The sequence below is a fragment of the Bartonella sp. MR168JLCBS genome (genome assembly GCF_042194175.1).
In genome coordinates this window covers 1-19,275 of the sequence record NZ_JBHIMP010000013.1, presented here as the reverse complement: position 1 = coordinate 19,275, position 19,275 = coordinate 1, and the positions used below count along the sequence as shown (strand labels likewise).

The window sequence follows — 19,275 nt, the reverse complement described above, 5'->3', positions numbered from 1 at the left end:
GGTTTATCTCCTTATTGTTCAAGAGAGATGTTATTAATCTTTCGTAGTAATATTTATTCGTTAGGATTGCTATGATATTGCCTAAAAAGATGCCCACGTTCAGCCCATAAGACGAGAAGTATGGCAGCGAGACTCAAAAAGAAAAATCCTGCTGAGTTTGGGATGGTTGTTTCATCAAATTGTTGGGCAATAAAAAAGCTGAGTCCTGCACCGATAGATGTTTGAAGAAAGCCGGATACAGAAGAAGCTGTTCCAGCAATTTCCCCCACAGATTCGAGAGCGAGTGTATTGAAATTGGCCATAATGCCACCGCAGGCAAACATCAATATACAGAATAACAGCATGTAAAAAGCAAAAGGAAGAATACCATCTGTTAAGATAGAGCCAATAAACCATACACATGAAGTGATACAAAAGAGCAAAAGCATAGTATGAGCAATACGCCGCATTCCAAGGCGTCCAACGAGTTGAGAGTTCATGAATGATGAGAAAGCCTGAAATGCAGCACCAACTGCAAAGGCAATAGGGAACCAAAGTCCTAGATTATAGATCCCTTCATACGTTTGTTGTGATGTATTAACGGCAGTAAAGATACAGCCTAAAATAATCGAAGTTGCTAGTGTATAGCAAAGTGTTGTGCGATTGGTTATTACAATCCATAAATTATGTTTGACTGAAGAAAAGGAAAGAGAGCGTTGCGCATAAAGAGTTTCCGGCAAGCGGAATTGAATCCAAATCATCAACCCGAAACCAATCATTGCCATGAAAATAAAAATATATTGCCAATGTCCGAGCAGTAAAATGATCTGTCCTGTTGCGGGACCAACCATTGGTGCAACAAGAAAAACCATCATAACAATAGACATAACTTCTGCCATTTTTCGACCACTGTAAAGATCACGTACGACGGAAACTGTAAGAACCCGCATAGCAGCTCCTCCAATACCTTGTAAGATACGCAAAATAAGTAAGAGAGAAAAATCAGTTACAAAGGCACAGCCAATCGCCGTAAATGAATAAAAAGCAAGACCAATAAGAATAAGTTTACGTCGTCCATACCTATCGCTTATTGGACCGAAAAATATTTGAGCAATACCATAGCTAATAAGATAACTCGAAATGATATAATGTTGATCATTTTCATTGAGAACATTTAAGCCATCTAAAATATTAGGCATAGCTGGCAGCATAATATCAACAGCTATAGCGTTAATAGCCATGAGCGAAGCAATAAGAATAACAAATTCTTTATAGCCAATTTTTTTTCTAATCGCATCACTATGCGTTTGTTCATCGACTGAATATGACATATGGCATCCTTGAAATAGAAATTTCGTCTGAAAACAGCTCTTTTTAAGAGTCTGAATAAAATGAAAGATACCTATGATTGATTACAGGGAATATTTTTTTCTTTCAAAAGTTCCTGTAACTCATTGTTTTGAAACATCTCTTTAACAATATCACAGCCTCCGACAAATTCACCCTTGATATACAGCTGTGGAATTGTTGGCCAATTTGAGTAATCTTTAATTCCTTGACGCAATTCGTTAGAAGTTAAGATATTAATTCCTTTATAATTCAATCCTAAATAGTCAAGGATTTTAACAACTTGTCCTGAAAACCCGCATTGCGGAGCGTCAGGTGTTCCTTTCATGAATAAAATGACGTCGTTTGTTTTAATCTCGTTGTCAATAAAATCATGAACAGTGGTCATTTTTATCCCTCGATATTTCAGATTTTTATAAGTGTGTAATTTATATTCATACTGTTTTTAATCGTATTAAATGAGTGAATGCAAGAAGAAATTTTAGATTATTTTGGGATATTTGTTTGCAACATTAAGGCGTGAAGGTCATTTCCCATATTGCCTTTAAGGGCATCATAGACCATTTTATGTTGTTGAATACGGGTTTTACCACGAAAACTTTCAGAAATAACTTCTGCAGCGTAATGTTCCCCATCTCCAGCAAGATCACGAATTGTTACAGTAGCATCAGGAATGCCTTCACGAATAAGCGTTTCAATTGCATGGGCACTCATTGCCATCATTATTCTCCTATGTTATTCATTTTTTATAAAGGCTGTTTAAGAGAAAAAAACAATTTTTACTCTTCACCCATAAATTGTGGAAACCAGTTTTCATAGGCTTTTGTGAGTTTGTCTACTGAAAGTGTTAATATCCCATCTATATTGAGAGAAGTTCCCTCAACTTGACCTAGCTCTGTTAAAGAAACTGTATTGATTTGTGCACGCTCTTTAAGACTATTGAGAGAGTGAGGTTTGACGGCTAAAAGATAACGTCCTTGGTCTTCTCCAAAAAGTTCTGCATGATAGGGTGATTTATTGCTTAACGTTACTTTGATTCCTTTACCTGCTTTAATCACCATTTCAGCAAGTGCTATCGCTAATCCTCCGTCAGAAAGGTCATGGGCGGCGTGAACAAAACCGCTATTAATGGCATCTCGAACAAATTGACCATGCTTTTTTTCAAGTTGTAAATCTACAGGGGGGGGGGTACCTGCATCAATATTTAAAATGTTACGTGCATAAATTGATTGTCCTAAATGGGAGCCGCAATTTCCTACTAAAACAAGAATATCTCCATTTTGCATACCACTTATTGTTACCATTTTAGACCAATCATTAAGAAGGCCTACACCAGCAATTGTGGGGGTTGGAAGAATGGCTTCCCCATTTGTTTCGTTGTAAAGAGAAACATTGCCTGAAACGATAGGAAAATCGAGGATTCTACAAGCTTCTCCTATACCTTTAATAGCTAAAACCAGCTGTCCCATAATTTCAGGTTTTTCAGGGTTACCAAAATTGAGATTATCTGTCGCAGCCAGTGGTGTTGCACCTGTCGTACTAATGTTTCGCCAGCATTCTGCGACAGCTTGTTTTCCTCCTTCATAAGGGTCTGCTTCACAATAGCGAGGTGTTACATCAGAAGAAAAAGCAAGAGCACGTTTGCTGTTGTTTCCTACACGGATAACGCCTGCATCACCTCCTGGACAAACAAGGCTATTTCCTTGGATAAGGGTATCATATTGTTCATAAACCCATCGCCGTGAACTTTGATCAGCAGAATTCAATAAGGTCAAAAGCGCATCACCAAGATTTTCAACTTTTTTGACGTCTTCTGCTTTCAAGGGTGTTTTTTTTGCCGGTTCACTCCAAGGACGATCATAAACAGGCGCTTCATCACCAAGCTCTTTGATGGGAAGATTGACAACTTCTTCTCCTTGATGAAATACACGAAAACGTAAATCATCGGTTGTTTTTCCAATGATAGAAAAATGTAGCCCCCACTTATGAAAAATTGCTTCTGCTTGCTTTTCTAGTTCTGGTTTAAGAACCATGAGCATACGCTCTTGACTTTCAGAAAGCATCATTTCATAGGCTGTCATGTTTTCTTCTCGAACAGGAACTGTATCGAGATTAAGCTGTATCCCTAGATTTCCTTTTGCACCCATTTCAACGGCAGAAGAGGTGAGTCCTGCTGCCCCCATATCTTGAATAGCAACTACGGCTCCAAGTTCCATGAGCTCTAAACATGCTTCAAGGAGACATTTTTCTGTAAAAGGATCACCTACTTGAACAGTTGGGCGTTTTTCACTGATTGAATCATCAAATTCAGCAGAAGCCATTGTTGCTCCACCGACACCATCACGTCCTGTTTTTGCACCAAGATAAACAACAGGGAGTCCAATACCTTGCGCTTTAGAATAAAAAAGGGCATTTGTCTTTGCAATACCGGCGACAAAAGCGTTAACAAGGATATTGCCATTATAACGCTCATCAAAATTTACTTCTCCACCAATAGTTGGAACGCCGAAAGCATTGCTGTAACCACCAATTCCAGAAACAACACCAGAAACAAGATGGCGTGTTCTTGGGTGATCAGGAGCACCAAATCGCAATGCATTCATAGCAGCAACAGGACGGGCTCCCATTGTAAAGACATCACGTAAAATACCACCAACACCTGTCGCTGCACCTTGATAAGGTTCAATATAAGAAGGGTGGTTATGGCTTTCCATTTTGAAAACAACACATTGCCCTTCGCCAATATCGACAACACCAGCATTTTCACCAGGTCCTTGGATGACACATTTTCCTTCTGTCGGAAGAGTCTTTAGCCATTTTTTAGATGATTTATAGGAACAATGTTCGTTCCACATTGCAGAAAAAATTCCTAGTTCAGTAAATGTTGGTTCTCTACCGATTAACGTCAGGATACGTTGATATTCATCCTCTTTTAGCCCGTGTTGTGCAATGAGTTCTGGTGTAATAATGATGTTATTGCAAGGCTTCATGAGTATTTATCCGTTAAATTAATCGAAATTTAGCATTTTTATTTTTTTAATCTAGTAGCTTATATTATAAGCAATAATGTTGTTTAATAATAAATAGTTATAGATATTAATCTGAAGTTTTTGTTCGTTTGTTTGGTGGGATTTAAGACTAAAATGGTCTTAAATACTTATGTGTTTAGAAAATAATATCCATTGTTGTTTGTGAAGAGCTTTGTTCATAGATTTACGATGCGAGGAATAGTATAGATCCTTGTTTTTGACAATCATAGAGCGCGAGTATTTTTTCAACATCATCCATTTACCAACTCTAAAGCACTTTGAAAAAGTAAACGACCGTCAATACCTCCGTGGGCGGGTTCAATAAAGTTTTCAGGATGAGGCATCATACCAAGAATATTACCAGCTTTATTAACAATACCAGCAATATCTTTCATTGAGCCGTTCGGGTTTGTATTTTCTGCATAGCGAAAAACAATTTGTTCATTGTCTTCCATTTGCTTTAATGTTTCACTATCAACAAAATAATTTCCATCGTGATGGGCAACAGGACAACGAATAATTTGTCCTTGAGAATAATATCGAGAAAATTTCGTCTTGGCGTTAACGACTTCAAGTTTGATTTCACGACAAACAAATTTTAAAGAAGCGTTACGCATTAAAGTTCCAGGTAATAATCCTGCTTCCAACAAAATTTGAAATCCATTACAGATACCTATTATTGTAGTACCTTCTTGTGCTTTTTCACGAATGGCTTTTAAGATGGGAGTTCGCGCTCCAATAGCACCACATCTTAAGTAGTCGCCATAGGAAAAACCACCAGGAATAATAATAACATCTACATCTGGAATTGTTGTTTCTGTTTGCCAAATTTTTAGTGGCTCAACTCCCGTTATATGGTGTAATGCTGCAACCATATCTCGATCACGATTTAATCCAGGAAGTTGAATGATGGCAGTTTTCATGAGTGTTCCACTTAAAAAAGTTCGATTGTATAATTTTCAATGACAGTATTTGCGAGTAACTCTTCACACATTTGTTCAAGTTTTTTCTTTGCGGTTTCAGAAGGTAGATCATCAAGAACAATATCAAAAACCTTTCCTTGACGAATGGATTGAATGCCTTCGAAAGCTAAACTTTTTAAAGCACCGACAATTGCTTCTCCTTGTGGATCAAGAACGCTTTCTCTTAAAGTAACCGTAATGCGTGCTTTCATTTTTTGCTTCCTGCTTGTTAAAAGAACCTCTCCTTTGAAGAGGGGTATTTATATAAGGTGATGTTTTTTTGCCCTGTTTTTACTTTACGAGAACGGGACCACTTGGTCGTGTTGGTTCGTTTTCATTCATAATACCAAGGCGTTTGGCAACTTCTTGATAGGCATTAATAAGCCCACCCATATCACGACGAAAACGGTCTTTATCCATTTTTTCTTGTGTGTGCATATCCCATAGTCGTGCAGAATCAGGTGAGATTTCATCAGCAAGAACAATACGCATCGTTTCATCTTCCCACAGGCGACCAAATTCCATTTTAAAATCAATTAATTGGATGTTAACACCGGCAAAAAGCCCAGAAAGAAAATCATTAACACGAATTGAAAGTTGCATGATATCTTCTAGCTCTTGTGGGACAGCCCACCCAAAAGCTGTGATATGTTCTTCCGTTACCATAGGATCATCGAGAGAATCATTTTTATAGTAGAACTCAATGATGGCTTGCGGAAGCGGGGTTCCTTCTTCCAGTCCTAAACGCTTAGCAAGAGAGCCGGCAGCAACATTGCGAACAACAACTTCCAACGGAATGATTTCCACTGCTTTAATAAGCTGTTCGCGCATGTTTATACGTTTGATAAAATGTGTTGGGATGCCCAAACGCCCAAGATGGCTAAAGATATGTTCCGAAATTCGGTTGTTTAAAACCCCTTTTCCGTCGATAATCTCATGTTTTTTTGCATTAAAGGCAGTTGCATCATCTTTAAAAAATTGAATATAAGTTCCTGGTTCAGGTCCTTCATATAAAATTTTAGCCTTGCCTTCATAGATACGGTGGCGACGATTCATCATGATTCTCTATTTATCTTGAGAGGTTTTAATAACATTGGTGAATGATACTATCCTAATTGATAGAATTTCTCAATGATATTGCTATGATACTTTTATAATTTTTGTCATTACACGTCTACCCAAAGGTGAAGATACATAAGTGATGAGAAAGAAGATTACCTCTCTTTGATCAAATTTTTGCAAGAAAGTGAGAGAGGACCATAAGCCCTTCAGGCCAAGGTCCGTGTCCGGATTCTGCGTTAATATGGCCAGAATACCCAGCATCAACAAAGAGTGATCCCCAATCATTGGCAATTTTTTCTGCTACTGAAAATTGACAAAACTCATCGTTGCGACTGGCTATGACAATAGAAGGAAAAGGCAGTTTTTGACGATGATAGGGGCCAAATGTCATTAAATGTTTGGGACGTATTTTCTCATTGGAGACATCTGGAGGTGCAACAAAGAAAGCGCCGCAAATTTTTTCTGTATTTTGTACCGTTGCATGAATAGCGCTGGGAACTCCTAATGAATGAGCAATAAGCATAACAGGCCTTTGAGCTTTTGCGATGGCAGTTTTAATTTTGTTAACCCACTCTTCACAAACAGGCTTTGACCAATGGAGTTGTTCAATGCGGCGGGCCGTCGACAATTTTTTTTCCCAGCGTGTTTGCCAATGATCTGGACCAGATCCTTTGTAGCCAGGAACAATAAGAATATCGAGTTGATTTGCTTTCATGAATTGTTTTCTTTGTTACAATAGATTTTTGATCATAGGTAGAATAGATTTGGGTTTTCTATGTCGCCTTTATTGTTCTTCAAAAACACGTTTAAAAATCGTATTGATATGTTTGGTGTGGTAAGAAAGATCAAATTTTTCACGAAGTTCTTCTTCACTTAAAGCTTTGGTAACATCTTTGTCGTTGAGGAGTTCTTCTAAGAAATCTTTTCCTTGTTCCCAAACTTTCATCGCATTTCGTTGTACAATCCGATAAGAATCTTCACGACTGATTCCTGCTTGCGTGAGTGCTAAAAGCACCCGTTGTGAGTGAACAAGACCGCGGAATTTATTGAGATTTTTTTGCATATTTTCTGGATAGACAATGAGATTTTCAATGACAGATGTGAGGCGAGAAAGAGCAAAATCAAGTGTAATAGTCGCATCTGGAGCAATATAACGCTCAACAGATGAATGAGAAATATCGCGTTCATGCCAAAGTGCAATATTTTCCATGGCTGGGAGTGCAAATGCACGTACCATGCGGGCTAATCCAGTTAAATTTTCTGTTAAAACTGGATTACGTTTATGAGGCATTGCCGATGAACCTTTTTGCCCAGGTGAGAAATGTTCCTCTGCTTCAAGAACTTCTGTTCGTTGTAAATGGCGTATTTCTATTGCTAACCTTTCAATAGAGGAAGCAATAACACCAAGTGTTGCAAAAAACATAGCATGACGATCTCTTGGTATTACTTGAGTGGAAACCGGTTCAGCACGCATCCTCAAGGCTTTTGCTACATGTTCTTCAACGCGGGGATCGATATTTGCAAAAGTTCCTACAGCTCCTGAAATTGCGCAAGTAGAAATTTCTTCTCGTGCTGCAAGAAGACGTTTGCGACAACGGGAAAATTCAGCGTATGCGAGAGCAAACTTGATTCCAAATGTTGTCGGTTCAGCATGAATGCCATGACTCCGCCCAATGGTGATTGTCTCTTTATGCTCAAAAGCACGTCTTTTTAATGCTTCAAGAAGTTGATCTATATCCTCTAGCAAAATATCACTAGCACGCATCAATTGAATGTTTAGCGTTGTATCTAGAACATCAGATGATGTCATGCCTTGGTGGATAAAACGTGCCTCTGGTCCAATGAATTCAGCTAGGTGGGTCAGAAATGCGATAACATCATGTTTGGTAATTGCTTCAATTTCATCAATGCGATTGATATCAAATTTAGCTACTGCCCCTTTTTCCCAAATGACTTTGGCGGCTTCTTTCGGAATAATCCCTAAGTGAGCAAGGGCATCACAGGCATGGGCTTCAATTTCAAACCAAATACGATATTTTGTTTCTGGAGACCAAATTGCTACCATTGCAGGGCGGGAATAACGTGCGATCATTATTTTTTTCCTTCTTGTGAGAGGATTGCGGCTTGGCGCAATGCATTAATACGTGTTTTGTAAAGCTCTTTATTTCCGTTTTTATAAATTGCAGAGCCTGCGACAAATACATTTGCACCAGCTTTTGCAGCTATCCCAATTGTATCAACGGTGATACCACCATCAACTTCAAGATCAATAGGGCGGTTTGCAATCATGCTTTTAACGCGCTTAATTTTATCTTTTATTTCTGGAATAAAACTTTGTCCACCAAAACCGGGATTAACAGTCATGATGAGAATGAGATCTAATTGATCAAGCAAATATTCAAGTACATGTTCAGGGGTGCTTGGATTGAGTGCAATTCCTGCTTTTTTTCCCATTTTTTTTATTGTTTGTAATGAACGATGAAGATGTGGACTTGCTTCAGCATGAATGGTTATAATATCTGAACCCGCTTTTGCAAAAGCTTCCAAATAAGGGGCTACCGGTGCGATCATCAGGTGGACATCAAATGTTGCTTTGGTTAATGGGCGCAGAGCCTTGACTATTTCAGGACCAAAGGTGATGTTAGGAACAAAGTGTCCATCCATGATATCAAGATGAAGCCAATCTGCACCAGCATCAACAACATCTAACATTTCTTGTCCAAGTTTAGAAAAATCAGAAGCCAAGAGTGAAGGCGAAATGAGATGAGAATGGGGCATTAAAATCTCCTTGATTGGCTGTTTTTATCATATCGCTGTGTATACACAAATATCTTTTGTGTTATGACGGAAAAGAAAAAATATGTATTATAGGTCTTTGTTATGGAAAGATCGCTTGAAATTTTAAAGCTTTATAAGTGAAAGATATGTCGAATCATAAAACATATTTGATGCCTGAACTTCAACATAATATTGCGGTTTCTTCCCAAGAATATCGAGATGCCATGAGTCTTTTTGCAGGAGCTGTGCATATTGTGACAACAAATGGCATTAAGGGAAGACGCGGGGTGACTGTTTCGGCGTGTTGTTCTTTATCTGATAATCCTCCAACCCTTCTTGTTTGTCTCATGCGCCATAATTTAAAGAATCAGGTGTTTATGGAGAATGGAAATTTTTGTGTTAATAGCTTGGCAGGAAAACATCGTTCATTAGCGGATGTTTTTTCGAGGTGTTGCACTCTTACACAAAATGAGCGTTTTGATGCTGCTCAATGGGGAGTTTTGCAAACGGGGGCGCCTAGTCTTTCAGACGCTCTAGCGTCGTTTGATTGTCGTTTGATTTGTTGGCACGAGCACGCAACCCATTGTGTTTTAATTGGTGAGGTTGTTGCAATCAACTGTAATAAAGAAAAAGATGCTTTGATGTATTTAAAACGTGAATATCACACTTTGCCTTTATAAAGATTTTATTTTTTTGCATTGCTGAAATGATTTATTGTTGCTTCATTTAGATTTTAAACGATGAGAAAGCAGGGGAGTGATGACTCTGATATCTGATATTAGATTTCCTTCTTTTTGAAGTTTCTCAGTAAGCAAGAAAAATGTTCTGGATGAGATTTGATCAAGAATCCAATCTACATAGAAAAGCGATCAAATCTAAACAGTGTATTTAGACATATTTGTAGATTGTTATGAAAAAACATTTTACTCTTGTGTTGATGGGTATTGCACAATATATAGACCGCACATAGCATATGTGGAGGTTTTTTATTGCATGAGCGAAGAGATTGATGGTCAATATCGCCCTAGTGAAGATGAGCCTTTTATGAATGAGCGGCAAAAGGCGTATTTTCGTGCTAAATTGGTTTCTTGGAAGAATGATATATTAAAAGAAGCTCGTGAGACTTTGGAAAATTTGCAGGAAGAGAATGTTGGTCAACCTGATTTGACTGATAGGGCTTCTTGTGAAACTGATCGTACAATCGAATTACGTGCGCGGGATCGTCAGAGGAAACTTATTTCAAAAATAGATGCTGCTTTAGAGCGCATTGATAATGGGACATATGGCTTTTGTGAAGAAACCGGCGAACCCATTAGTATAAAGCGTCTTGAGGCTCGGCCAATAGCCGTTTTGTCATTGGAAGCGCAAGAACGTCACGAACGACGTGAAAGAGTTTATCGCGATGATTAAGGTCATTGAAATGATAAACAAACAAAACTCGTGGTGATAAAATTGTATATTTTTATTTTTGAGGGGTAGGAATGAATAAAGATGGTTCTTGCCGTCCCTCAATTTCGGCGGTAATTGCTGAATCTTTTACCGCTTGATTCGTAAAAGGAGAGGGATTTTTATCCGGTATATCGTTTCTTTCTGTAGGGGCGGAATTGGGATGTGTGAGCGTTTCTCCCTTTTGTATTTTTGATGTACCGGTAATATCGGATTCTACAACCACATCTGTTAATCCACCAATAAGGAGCAAATGTTCTTTATTATCGCAACGGACTAAAACAAGGCGGCGTGCTCGATCTATAGAAATTACTTCACATAATGCTAATCGTGATAGACTTTTTTTTCTATTAATGCTGAATCTTCTCGTACTTAAACGACGTAAAAACAAGATAATTATGGTAATAGCAACGATTGTTATTATAAAAAACAAAAAGCTTATCGTTATTTTCGCAGCAGATACACCTATTTGCTCTGATAACCAGATATACATAGATTTTCTCCCATTTTTGTGTGAAAATATCGTTTTTTATCGAGATAAATTTATAAACACACCCTTAAAAGGTTCACTTAAATACAAGAAATAAACTTTTTAACATTAAGTGAGCTTTCTTAGAGATAATATCATAGTATATACTTTATAACAATGAATATAAAGGAAGTTTTGTGATATAAGAAACAACTAAATCTAAGGCAATGAGAGATGGATAAAGGTTTTGATAATAATAAAAGATCAGCGTCTTCTGTTCATCGAAGAGTTGTGATTTTTAGTGTTGTTTTTATATTAGTTTCTCTTTTCATTGTGGGTATTTTAGGCTTTTTTTATCCACAAAGCTATTTGCAAAAGGCTATATTGATATCTTTTTTGATTCTAGCAATTATCGGCGTTGCAACACTTGTTTTGTGTGGAATGGGAATTTTAAGATACCATGTGTGGTTGCATGAAGATTTTGATTTTAGCATCTTTAATGGGAGCGATGATGCAATTGTAATCTCTGACCTTTCTGGTTTTGTTTATTATTCTAATCAAAACTATCGAAAAATTCTGACCTATAAGCCTGAAGTGTCTTGTTATATGGTTATTGCTGATCTTCCAGGAGCTGGCGCACTTTCGTATCGCTTAAAGGTTGCAGCCTGTAATAATCTTGCAGCGCAAGAGGAATTAAGAGTAGAACAACCAATTTTTACCGATGCTACACCAAAAAAATCTGTTTGGTATAATATTTCTGTTCAACCTATCACAAAACAGAAAAAAAAGCTTTTATTTTGGCGTATTGCTGATATTTCGCATTTACAACAAACGCGAGAAGTTTTTTTCTCGAACCTTCAAGAGGCTATCAATCACTTGGATCAAGCTCCTATTGGTTTTGTATCAGTTAATACACAAGGAACTATTCTTTATGCTAATGCGGTTTTTGCCGAATGGTTTTCAATTGATTTAGCGAGTTTCTCAATTGGTCAATATAATTTTGATTCGTTATTTGATAGCGTTGGCGCTAAGAGCTCATGGAGTGATATCTGTTTGCAAACCAACAGATATCAAAGTTCAGGTTACTCATTACCTTATAAGTTTTCGTTATGTTTAAATTCACAAGCGACTTGTGAGAAAATATTCCATTGTCTTATCTCTGTTTCTTCTCTCTTAGAAGAGGAAGCCGTTTATCGCATTGTGATCATTCCACAACAAATACAAAAAGAAGAGGACGATCAATTAAAATTACCCACTATATTAGGAGAATATTTTGATGCGAGTCCTTTTGCAATAGCCGTGGTGGATCATGAAGGGCAATTGGTTCATATGAATAAAGCTTTTTCATCACTCACGGGATGTGTGGACAAAGCAGTCAATTTTTATGATGTTATTTCTCGTCGTGATTGTGTGCAGTTAGAGCGTTCTTTTCAGAGAATCGCGACAAATAAAAATTATTTTGTTTCTCTAGAAACTGTTTTGGAAAAAAATGAAGAATGCCATTTACGGCTTCATATTATGTCTGTACCGCCCTATCATGGTGATGCATTGCAAGATTTACTTATTGTCTCTGTGATTGAAACAACCGAACAAAAAACGCTTGAAGATAAAATGATGCAAAGTCAGAAAATGCAAGCTGTTGGACAATTGGCTGGCGGCATTGCTCATGATTTTAATAATGTTTTAACAGCAATTTTAATGTCGTGTGATCTTCTTTTAAATACGCATCGTAGTTCTGATCCTGCTCATGCTGATCTGATCAATATTAAAAATAATGCTAATCGTGCAGCTGCTCTTGTACAGCAATTATTAGCTTTTTCTAGAAAGCAAACACTTCGACCTGAAGAAGTTGATTTTACTGAATTTTTATCGGATATTCGCAATCTTATTGTACCACTCTTGGGAAATAATATTCAGTTAAAAATTATCCATGGAAGAGATTTGTGGAGTGTTGAAGTTGATCAAGCATCTTTTCAGCGTGTTATTATGAATTTGGTTATTAATGCGCGTGATGCCATGTTAGATGGAGGTATTGTTACGATTGCGACAAACAATATTACAAAGCAACAAAGTGCTGAATTTAATCATCTTGGTTTAGTAATTGGTGAGTATGTGCAATTGACTATTTCAGATACAGGGGCTGGTATATCTGCTGCTATACAAGAAAAAATGTTTGAGCCATTTTTTACAACAAAAGAAGTTGGAAAAGGAACAGGCCTTGGTTTATCAATGGTTTATGGAATTATCAAGCAGAGCGGTGGGTGCATTTATTGTGAAAGTAAAGAAGGTGAAGGAGCAACATTTCATATTTTTCTTCCCCGTTATATCCCCAATATAAAAGGAGAAATTTCTCAAAAGATTGAAAAAGATGAAGAAAAAGATAAAAATATAGACTTAACAGGATTTGCGACTGTTTTATTGGTTGAAGATGAAGATGCGGTTAGAATGGGGGGGGTAAGAGCTCTTCAAATGAGAGGATATACGGTTTTAGAGGCAGCGAGTGGGGTGGAGGCACTCTCTATTCTTGAGGAACAAAAAGGAGCTGTTGATATTATTGTTTCCGACGTAGTGATGCCAGAAATGGATGGGCCCACTTTATTGAAGGAAGTACGTAAAAACTATCCTGATATCAAATTTCTTTTCGTTTCTGGATATGCAAAAGATGCTTTTGCTAAAAATCTTCCACAAGATGCTGTTTTTGGTTTTTTATCTAAACCTTTTACACTCAAACAGTTAGCTCTAACAGTTAAAGAAACACTTTCATCATGAGGCAAAAATTTATGCAATAGAAAAATTGCGTATTTAAGATTTTTTAGGCGAAATATGAGAGTATTTTAATAAATAGGGCTTGTGATCTTGTGATAATGTCATAGAACTGAATAAAAAAGAAGAATTTGAAAAATTAACTAAAATTCAAAAAAATCACACATTCTGCGCAAAAATTTATGAAGAGATAGACTTTATTATGTTAATATTTCATAGAGATTTTTAATTATAGACACTGAGCACAAATTATGTGTAAAACATTGAAAAATGCTAATTAATAGATTGTTGATACACTCAAAAAGATAAAAGCTGTTGCTGCGTATCTACCATTTTGCTCTTCCCTTCAATAAATGCTTTTAAGGCTTCGGGGTAGAGTTTATGCTCTGCTTTAAGAACTCTTTGTGCTAAGCTCTCAGCAGTATCATGGGGATAGACTGGAACGGCTGCTTGGGCAAGGATTTTTCCTGCATCCATGTCTTCTGTAACAAGGTGAACAGTGCAACCCGTGATTTTTACGCCTGCTTGTAAAGCTTTTTCATGTGTGTTTAAGCCTTTAAATGAAGGCAAAAGAGAAGGATGAATGTTTAAAATTCGTCCTTCGTAAAGTTTTACAAAACGTGGTGAGATAAGGCGCATATATCCTGCAAAGCAGAGAAAATCCGGTTTATATTGATCTAAAATCGTAAAAATACTTTCTTCATGCTCTTCTTTTGTTTTGTAAATTTTGCGATCAACAATATGAATAGGTAAGTTATGGTTTTGTGCCTTTTCAATACCATTTGCACGCGGATTATCGCAAATAACTGCGACGATTTCAGCAGGATATTCCTTTTGCTGACTAGCTTGAGCAAGGGCGACCATATTGGATCCATTACCAGAAATGAAAACGACGATTTGTTTTTTCATAAATGCAGTACCCCTTTATAAAGTATTCCTTTATTTTGATCTTGGCGTTTTGTTAAAATGCCAAGGGGAGTTACACTCTCTCCTTTTCTTTCAAGAGCTTGCGTAATTGTTTCAGCTGCATGCTGTGCTACGATAATGATCATGCCAATACCACAATTGAATGTTCTTAACATTTCTGCTTCTTCTATTTTACCTTGTTTGGCAATCCATGAAAATACTGCTGGAACATTGATGGTAGAAAGATTAATTTCAGCGCAGAGATAAGATGGAACAACACGTGGAATATTTTCAGGAAAGCCTCCACCCGTAATATGAGCAAGAGCTTTAATCCCTTCGTATTTTTGCATGATGGGAAGAAGCGATTTTACATAAATGCGTGTTGGTGTAAGAAGTGCTACACCAAGGCTGTTTTCGGGGGTAAAAGGGGCAGGGTCATTCCATTTGAGATCATGTTGCTGGATGATTCGTCGAACAAGCGAAAAGCCATTGGAATGAATTCCAGAGGCGCTTAGACCTAATATAATATCCCCTTCTGTTAAATCTTTTGAAGGGAGTAGCTTGCTGCGTTCGCATGCTCCTACAGCAAAACCGGCTAGATCATAATCTCCCTCTGCATACATTCCTGGCATTTCTGCAGTTTCTCCTCCAATAAGCGCAGCACCGGCTTGTTTACATCCTTCTGCAATACCAGAAACAATCGTAGCACCTTGTTCAGGGTCAAGCTTTCCAGTTGCAAAATAATCCAGAAAAAAGAGAGGTTCAGCCCCTTGTACGAGTAAATCATTGACACACATAGCTACAAGATCAATACCTACAGTGTTATGGTGACCTACTTCAATGGCAATTTTTAATTTTGTTCCCACACCATCATTGGCTGCTACTAGGATAGGATCTGTAAAGCCAGCTGCTTTTAAATCAAAAAGACCACCAAAACCGCCAATTTCTGCATCTGCTCCGGCTCGTTTTGTCGCGCGTATAAAGGGTTTAATTTTTTCTACCATGGCATTACCCATATCGATGTTTACACCGGCTTTTGCGTAGGTAAGACCAACTTTGGATTTATTATTTGTAAGATCTTGATTGCTCATTGGAGCCTTCCTTTAATGGAAAATCGGGTTTTGATATTATGCAATGCCATGATAGAGTTCTCTCTGCAAGAGATATTGATAAGAAAATAAGCAACTTTGCTTGTACCTTATTTTGAAGATGTTTATAATTTTTTGTGAAGAATTTTTTAGGATATTTTATGAGCAAGATATCAGATAATCACGGTCAGTCTTCTTGGCAGCTTATGAGAAAGAAAGTGAGTGAGAATACATCTCGTGATCGTTATAAGACTTATGTGCCAGCGTATACTCAATTACCGTTGCCGAATAATATGAAAAGGCAAATCTTTTTTTGGCTTGGTACGCTGATTTTTTTCATTTTCTTTATGTTTGTTTTTGGATCGATTTTGCTTCCTTTTGTGGCAGGGATTGTGTTGGCTTATTTTCTCAATCCTATTGTTCAATTACTTGAAAGATTTGGTATTCGCCGTGTGTTTGGGACTGTCCTCATTACCTTATTTATTGTTATTACTTTTGTTGCTGCTTTAGTTATTTTGATTCCTGTTATTAGTTGGCAAATACAGCAATTTATGAGTGATGGTTTACCTGTTTATATTAATCGTATTCAAACCTTTTTTGTTGAGCATGATTTTGATTGGATAAGGCGCTATTTTGGAAGTGATCCAAATGAATTACGGAATAATATTAAAGGATTTTTGGGAGAAGGTTCTGATTTTATTACGTCTCTTTTGAATTCACTTTTAAAGTCAGGAAAATCTATCGTTAATATCGTTAGCCTATTTGTTGTGGCACCTGTGGTGGCATTTTATATGTTATTAGATTGGCCGCGTATGGTAACAGCAATTGATTCGTTAATACCGCGTGATCATCTTGAAACCGTTCGGAGTATTTTTCATGAAATGGATAGAGCTATTGCAGGCTTTGTTCGTGGACAAGGAACAGTTTGTCTTATATTGGGAGGCTATTATGCTATTGGTTTAACGATTTCAGGACTCAATTTTGGTCTTTTGATTGGTATGTTTATTGGTCTTATTAGCTTTGTTCCTTATATCGGCACAATGAGTGGTTTGGTCCTTTCTGTTGGTATTGCATGGGTCCAGTTTTATCCCAATAATTGGGGAGGAATCATCGTTGTGATGGCACTTTTTTTAATTGGTCAATTTATTGAAGGTTATATTCTTCAACCCAAGCTTGTAGGTTCATCAGTGGGATTACATCCCGTATGGTTGATGTTTTCACTTTTTGCTTTTTCTTCACTCTTTGGTTTTACTGGTATGCTTGTTGCTGTTCCTGCGGCGGCGGCTGTTGGCGTTTTAGTTCGTTTTGCTCTTCATACTTATCTTAGTTCTCAGATGTATTCGCGAAGGGGAAATTCGGAGCCGCTAAAATGAATGGGCGTGAAACGCAATTATCTTTAAATTTTCCTTATGATCCGATTTTTCAATTTGAGGATTTAGTGGTAACGGAAAGCAATCGTATGGCTTTTCAGCTTATTGATCATTGGCCCAATTGGAGCTTACCTATTGCAGTTTTGGTTGGAAAAGAAGGATCTGGGAAAACGCATTTTTCTAATATATGGCTCCAAAAAGCAGATGCTTTCAGGATTCAGCACAATGAAATTGATCAGGCTGTTACTATGGCTTCTTTAGGCAGATCATTTTTAATAGAGGATATTGGTGCAGGTGAAATTAATGAGACAGAACTTTTTCATTTAATTAACAGTATTAAGCAAGCAAATCTTGATGCACGACAAGCTACTTTATTGATGACGGCACGAACACTTCCTTCCGCTTGGAATTTAAAGTTAAATGATCTAAAAAGTCGTCTTAATTCGGTGATGTTCGTTGAAATTAATCAGCCTGATGATGCATTATTAACAGCTGTTGCATTTAAGCTTTTTTCCGATAGGCAACTTATTGTACATCCAGACACGGTTTATTATCTTGTAAGTCGTTGTGAACGTTCTTTATTTTCATTGAAGCGTGTTATTGATTCTGTTGATCAGTTGGCATTACAAAGAAAAAGAAAAATAACACGTGCTGTTATTGCTGAAGTTTTGAATAGAAGAAATCCGTAAATACTCCCTATCATGGCTTACTTATTCTGTCCTTCTATTATCGTTTCAATATGTGGCAAGACAAGTCATTTAAATTTTCTTCTTTTTTGATATCTGTTAAGAGTGAAAAATAGTATTTTTTACTTTAGTCATGTGTTTATCTTAAATAGCTTTGAGATTTTATTGTATGATGTTGAATTCTTTCCATCTTTGCATTTGAAAATTTTTCTAAAAAAGCGCTTTATTTTATTTATAATGGAACTTTCGTGCTTTGAAAAAATGTTTGTTGTTTATGGATTTGGATTTTAGAAGATTCTAGGATTTTTAATAAAAGAGTTCTTTGCAAGATAGAAAAAGAGGGGAAAAAGCTTAATACAGCTGATTTTTTGGCTTGTGTTCTCTTTTGGAAAGTTTTTCTATGATATTTAAGTCGTTTTTTTCTAAAATTGTATCTGTAGAATGCGTTTTGATACAGTGAGAGTTTGCTTAAAGCAGGATGAAAATTATGAAATCCTTACAGAGAAATTCATTATTTTTTTAATATAGATTGGATTCTTTACGGAGGTTGTTTTCTATTATTTGTCAATAAATATGTTATTGAGTAGGGAAAAAATTTTTAAAACGTGCTTTTTTGTAAAGAAATGCAACAAAATTAAAAAAAAGTGTGTTTTTCTCTTGCACTTCTGTTGTGAAAATTTTAGGAAATGTGCATCAAGTAAATGTAAATGGCGGAGCGTAGCGCAGCCTGGTAGCGCACCTGATTTGGGATCAGGGGGTCGTAGGTTCGAATCCTATCGCTCCGACCATATTTGATTAAGTGTGTGAGAATGACCCAATTGGGTACGTGTGGTGGAAAACTATCATTCAAGCGTTGTGTAATCTGAAGGAAAAAGGCATGATCGCACGTATTTATAGTCCTGCTAAGACAGCTATGCAGTCAGGTAAGGGGAATACAGGTTTTTGGATTCTAGAGTATGAGCCGGTGAAAGCAAAAATGCTTGAACCTCTTATGGGGTACACGGCAACGTCTGATATGAATAATCAGGTAAGGATCAGATTTAATAGGAAGGAAGAAGCGATTGCTTTTGCGCGTAAGAATGCTATCTCTTACCGTGTAGAAAAGAAACGTACGTCGATTCGACGTGCTATTTCTTATTCTGATAATTTTCGCAGTGATCGGCAGCACTCTTGGACACATTGAATTAAAGATGCTATTTTGAATTGAGAAAATAATCAGTGGGGTCCCGTAGCTCAGCTGGATAGAGCAACGGCCTTCTAAGCCGTGGGTCACAGGTTCGAATCCTGTCGGGATCACCATCCAGTTTTTACCCATGTATAACGTATTGATTCTTTGTAATCTTTTTAAAGGTTCGGGAGCGTTAACAAAAGTTCGGGAATAGGATTTTCC

19 protein-coding genes and 2 tRNA genes are annotated in these 19,275 nt (G+C 37.2%); 8 read left to right on the top strand and 13 right to left on the bottom strand.

Annotated features, from left to right (window positions below; all coding sequences use genetic code 11):
• Positions 1 to 53: 53 nt before the first annotated feature.
• The 10 genes from ACFIK8_RS07410 to rpe all read right to left on the bottom strand — a co-directional run bounded on the left by ACFIK8_RS07410 (position 54) and on the right by rpe (position 9,157).
• Positions 54 to 1,310 carry a multidrug effflux MFS transporter gene (locus ACFIK8_RS07410; protein ID WP_375644734.1) on the bottom strand — a complete coding sequence of 419 codons (1,257 nt, stop codon included), beginning with the start codon at positions 1,308 to 1,310 and terminating at the stop codon, positions 54 to 56.
• Between the two features lie 71 nt (positions 1,311 to 1,381).
• Complete coding sequence (gene grxD / locus ACFIK8_RS07405; RefSeq protein WP_375661584.1) at positions 1,382 to 1,714, bottom strand: Grx4 family monothiol glutaredoxin; 333 nt, start codon at positions 1,712 to 1,714, stop codon at positions 1,382 to 1,384.
• Positions 1,715 to 1,812: 98 nt separating this feature from the next.
• On the bottom strand, positions 1,813 to 2,046 hold the full coding sequence (locus tag ACFIK8_RS07400; RefSeq protein ID WP_375635930.1) for a BolA/IbaG family iron-sulfur metabolism protein: 234 nt from the start codon (positions 2,044 to 2,046) through the stop codon (positions 1,813 to 1,815).
• Between the two features lie 59 nt (positions 2,047 to 2,105).
• A complete protein-coding gene (gene purL / locus ACFIK8_RS07395) occupies positions 2,106 to 4,316 on the bottom strand; it encodes a phosphoribosylformylglycinamidine synthase subunit PurL (protein WP_375669080.1) in 2,211 nt (736 codons plus the stop codon).
• Positions 4,317 to 4,606: 290 nt separating this feature from the next.
• Complete coding sequence (gene purQ, locus ACFIK8_RS07390) at positions 4,607 to 5,278, bottom strand: phosphoribosylformylglycinamidine synthase subunit PurQ (RefSeq protein WP_273788188.1); 672 nt, start codon at positions 5,276 to 5,278, stop codon at positions 4,607 to 4,609.
• 11 nt (positions 5,279 to 5,289) lie between these two features.
• Entirely contained in the window at positions 5,290 to 5,529 is a 240-nt protein-coding gene (gene purS, locus ACFIK8_RS07385; protein ID WP_375623949.1) for a phosphoribosylformylglycinamidine synthase subunit PurS, read from the bottom strand.
• Between the two features lie 79 nt (positions 5,530 to 5,608).
• Positions 5,609 to 6,373 (bottom strand): phosphoribosylaminoimidazolesuccinocarboxamide synthase, encoded by a 765-nt coding sequence (gene purC, locus ACFIK8_RS07380; protein WP_375635931.1) that lies wholly within the window; start codon positions 6,371 to 6,373, stop codon positions 5,609 to 5,611.
• Between the two features lie 172 nt (positions 6,374 to 6,545).
• Complete coding sequence (locus ACFIK8_RS07375) at positions 6,546 to 7,094, bottom strand: RBBP9/YdeN family alpha/beta hydrolase (RefSeq protein ID WP_375635908.1); 549 nt, start codon at positions 7,092 to 7,094, stop codon at positions 6,546 to 6,548.
• Between the two features lie 69 nt (positions 7,095 to 7,163).
• Entirely contained in the window at positions 7,164 to 8,471 is a 1,308-nt protein-coding gene (gene purB, locus ACFIK8_RS07370) for an adenylosuccinate lyase (RefSeq protein ID WP_375661582.1), read from the bottom strand.
• The gene (gene rpe, locus ACFIK8_RS07365; RefSeq protein ID WP_375635909.1) at positions 8,471 to 9,157 is read right to left on the bottom strand and encodes a ribulose-phosphate 3-epimerase; all 687 of its coding nucleotides are present in this window, start codon (positions 9,155 to 9,157) and stop codon (positions 8,471 to 8,473) included. Before rpe ends, purB begins: the two co-directional genes overlap by 1 nt.
• 146 nt (positions 9,158 to 9,303) lie before the next feature.
• On the opposite strand from rpe, the gene ACFIK8_RS07360 reads away from it, so the two are divergent.
• Together ACFIK8_RS07360 and dksA are read left to right on the top strand one after the other, a co-directional pair.
• Positions 9,304 to 9,837, top strand: coding sequence for a flavin reductase (locus tag ACFIK8_RS07360; protein WP_026500725.1), 534 nt, complete (start codon positions 9,304 to 9,306; stop codon positions 9,835 to 9,837).
• A gap of 313 nt (positions 9,838 to 10,150) precedes the next feature.
• On the top strand, positions 10,151 to 10,567 hold the full coding sequence (dksA, locus tag ACFIK8_RS07355; RefSeq protein ID WP_015856486.1) for an RNA polymerase-binding protein DksA: 417 nt from the start codon (positions 10,151 to 10,153) through the stop codon (positions 10,565 to 10,567).
• Positions 10,568 to 10,619: 52 nt separating this feature from the next.
• Here dksA and ACFIK8_RS07350 read toward each other — a convergent pair whose 3' ends face one another.
• The gene (locus ACFIK8_RS07350) at positions 10,620 to 11,096 is read right to left on the bottom strand and encodes a flagellar biosynthetic protein FliO (RefSeq protein ID WP_015856485.1); all 477 of its coding nucleotides are present in this window, start codon (positions 11,094 to 11,096) and stop codon (positions 10,620 to 10,622) included.
• Between the two features lie 210 nt (positions 11,097 to 11,306).
• Between ACFIK8_RS07350 and ACFIK8_RS07345 the strand changes: the two genes are divergently transcribed.
• Positions 11,307 to 13,841 (top strand): response regulator, encoded by a 2,535-nt coding sequence (locus ACFIK8_RS07345; protein WP_375635911.1) that lies wholly within the window; start codon positions 11,307 to 11,309, stop codon positions 13,839 to 13,841.
• Positions 13,842 to 14,132: 291 nt separating this feature from the next.
• Here the strand turns inward: ACFIK8_RS07345 and purN are convergent, their stop codons facing one another.
• Both purN and purM read right to left on the bottom strand, forming a co-directional pair.
• A complete protein-coding gene (purN, locus tag ACFIK8_RS07340; protein ID WP_375635912.1) occupies positions 14,133 to 14,744 on the bottom strand; it encodes a phosphoribosylglycinamide formyltransferase in 612 nt (203 codons plus the stop codon).
• Positions 14,741 to 15,832: a phosphoribosylformylglycinamidine cyclo-ligase gene (purM, locus tag ACFIK8_RS07335; protein ID WP_375635913.1), complete on the bottom strand. Its 1,092-nt coding sequence runs from the start codon at positions 15,830 to 15,832 to the stop codon at positions 14,741 to 14,743. The genes purN and purM overlap by 4 nt, the downstream gene beginning before the upstream one ends.
• Before the next feature lie 158 nt (positions 15,833 to 15,990).
• On the opposite strand from purM, the gene ACFIK8_RS07330 reads away from it, so the two are divergent.
• The 5 genes from ACFIK8_RS07330 (at position 15,991) to ACFIK8_RS07310 (ending at position 19,184) form a co-directional block, all read left to right on the top strand.
• Entirely contained in the window at positions 15,991 to 17,202 is a 1,212-nt protein-coding gene (locus ACFIK8_RS07330; protein ID WP_375635914.1) for an AI-2E family transporter, read from the top strand.
• Positions 17,199 to 17,888, top strand: coding sequence for a DnaA regulatory inactivator HdaA (gene hdaA / locus ACFIK8_RS07325; RefSeq protein ID WP_026500728.1), 690 nt, complete (start codon positions 17,199 to 17,201; stop codon positions 17,886 to 17,888). The genes ACFIK8_RS07330 and hdaA overlap by 4 nt, the downstream gene beginning before the upstream one ends.
• Positions 17,889 to 18,596: 708 nt before the next feature.
• Positions 18,597 to 18,673: transfer RNA gene (locus tag ACFIK8_RS07320), tRNA-Pro, on the top strand.
• 89 nt (positions 18,674 to 18,762) lie between these two features.
• Entirely contained in the window at positions 18,763 to 19,068 is a 306-nt protein-coding gene (locus ACFIK8_RS07315) for an ETC complex I subunit (RefSeq protein WP_015856479.1), read from the top strand.
• 39 nt (positions 19,069 to 19,107) lie between these two features.
• A tRNA-Arg gene (locus ACFIK8_RS07310) sits at positions 19,108 to 19,184 on the top strand.
• The last annotated feature ends 91 nt before the right edge of the window (positions 19,185 to 19,275 follow it).